Annotated in this window: 1 pseudogene; it reads left to right on the top strand. The window is 72.3% G+C overall.

The annotated features are described in order from the left end of the window. Window positions 1-65: 65 nt before the first annotated feature. Window positions 66-1404 (top strand): annotated as a pseudogene (locus ABQ292_RS26470) (IS701 family transposase); the annotation flags it as partial.

Below are 1404 nucleotides of genomic sequence, written 5' to 3'. Positions count from 1 at the left end.
TACTGCAACGGCAGTTGTGCGTGTCGCTGTCGGGATCGGCGGAGGGCTGGTAGCAGCGTGGGCCGATGCGCTGCGATGGCCTGGTGGCCGAGGTGCAGGACTGGGCGGCGGGCCTGGAGGAGGTGCACGCCCGGATCGCCGGGGCGTTCGCCCGCGCGGAGCCGCGGGCGCGGGTGCTGGCCTATCTGCGCGGCCTGCTCGGCCAGTTGGAGCGCAAGAACGGCTGGACGCTGGCCGAGGCCGCCGGCGAGGTTTCGCCGGACGGCATGCAGCGGCTGCTGCGCACCGCGGACTGGGACGCCGACACCGTGCGCGACCAGCTGCGCTCCTACGTGGTCGAGCGGCTCGGCCCCGGCGGAGTGCTCATCGTGGACGAGACCGGGTTCGTCAAGAAGGGCACCCGCTCGGCCGGGGTGGCCCGGCAGTACACCGGCACCATCGGCAAGATCGATAACTGCCAGGTCGGGGTCTTTCTGGCCTACGCCGCCCCGGCCGGTCGGGCGCTGATCGACCGCGAGCTCTATCTGCCGCGGGCCTGGACCGACGACCGGGACCACGCTCGCGCGGCCGGCATCGGCGACGAGGTCGGGTTCGCCACCAAGCCGGAGTTGGCCCGCCGCATGCTGCAGCGCGCCCTTGACGCCGGAGTGCCGGCCGGCTGGGTGACCGCCGATGAGGTCTATGGGCAGGACAAGCGGCTGCGGGTCTGGTGCGAGCAGCACGGCTTGCCCTACGTGCTGGCCACCCGCAGCACCGACACGGTGGCCACCGTGGACTGGCGGCAGCGCCGGGTGCGCGCGCTGATCGCCGAGCTGCCCGAGTCGGCCTGGCAGCGGTGCTCGGCCGGTGCCGGTGCGCACGGGCTGCGGCTTTATGACTGGGTGCGGATCGAGTTGCTGGCCGGGTTCGATCCCAGCTGGGCCCGTTGGGTGTTGGCCCGCCGGACCATCTCGACAGGCTCTGACGAGCCGGCCGAGCTGGCCTTCTACGTCTGCGCCGGCCCGACCGGCACCACCCTTGAGCAGCTGGTTGCCGTGGCCGGTGGGCGCTGGCGCATTGAGGAGTGCTTCCAGGCCGCCAAGAACGAGGCCGGGCTGGGCTCCTACCAGGTGCGGGACTACACCGCCTGGTATCGGCACATCACCCTGGCGATGCTCGCGCACGCCTATCTGTCCGCCACCCGCGCCACCGCGGAAAAGGGGGGTCTGCAGCTGGAACCGCGCAGCTCATCGCGCTGACCGTGCCCGAACTGCGGCGCCTGCTCAACGGCCTCGTTCGCAGACCGCGGCCCGACCTGAACCATGCCGCGGACTGGTCGTGGTGGCGCCGACGACGCCAGGCCCAGGCCCGTGCCGCCCACTACCGAGCCCGCGGACAGGCCCCGCCATAACTGCCGTTGCAGTA

The sequence above is a fragment of the Geodermatophilus maliterrae genome (genome assembly GCF_041018925.1).
In the GTDB taxonomy this organism is placed as follows: domain Bacteria; phylum Actinomycetota; class Actinomycetes; order Mycobacteriales; family Geodermatophilaceae; genus Geodermatophilus; species Geodermatophilus maliterrae.
This window is presented reverse-complemented; position numbering and strand designations above follow the sequence as displayed.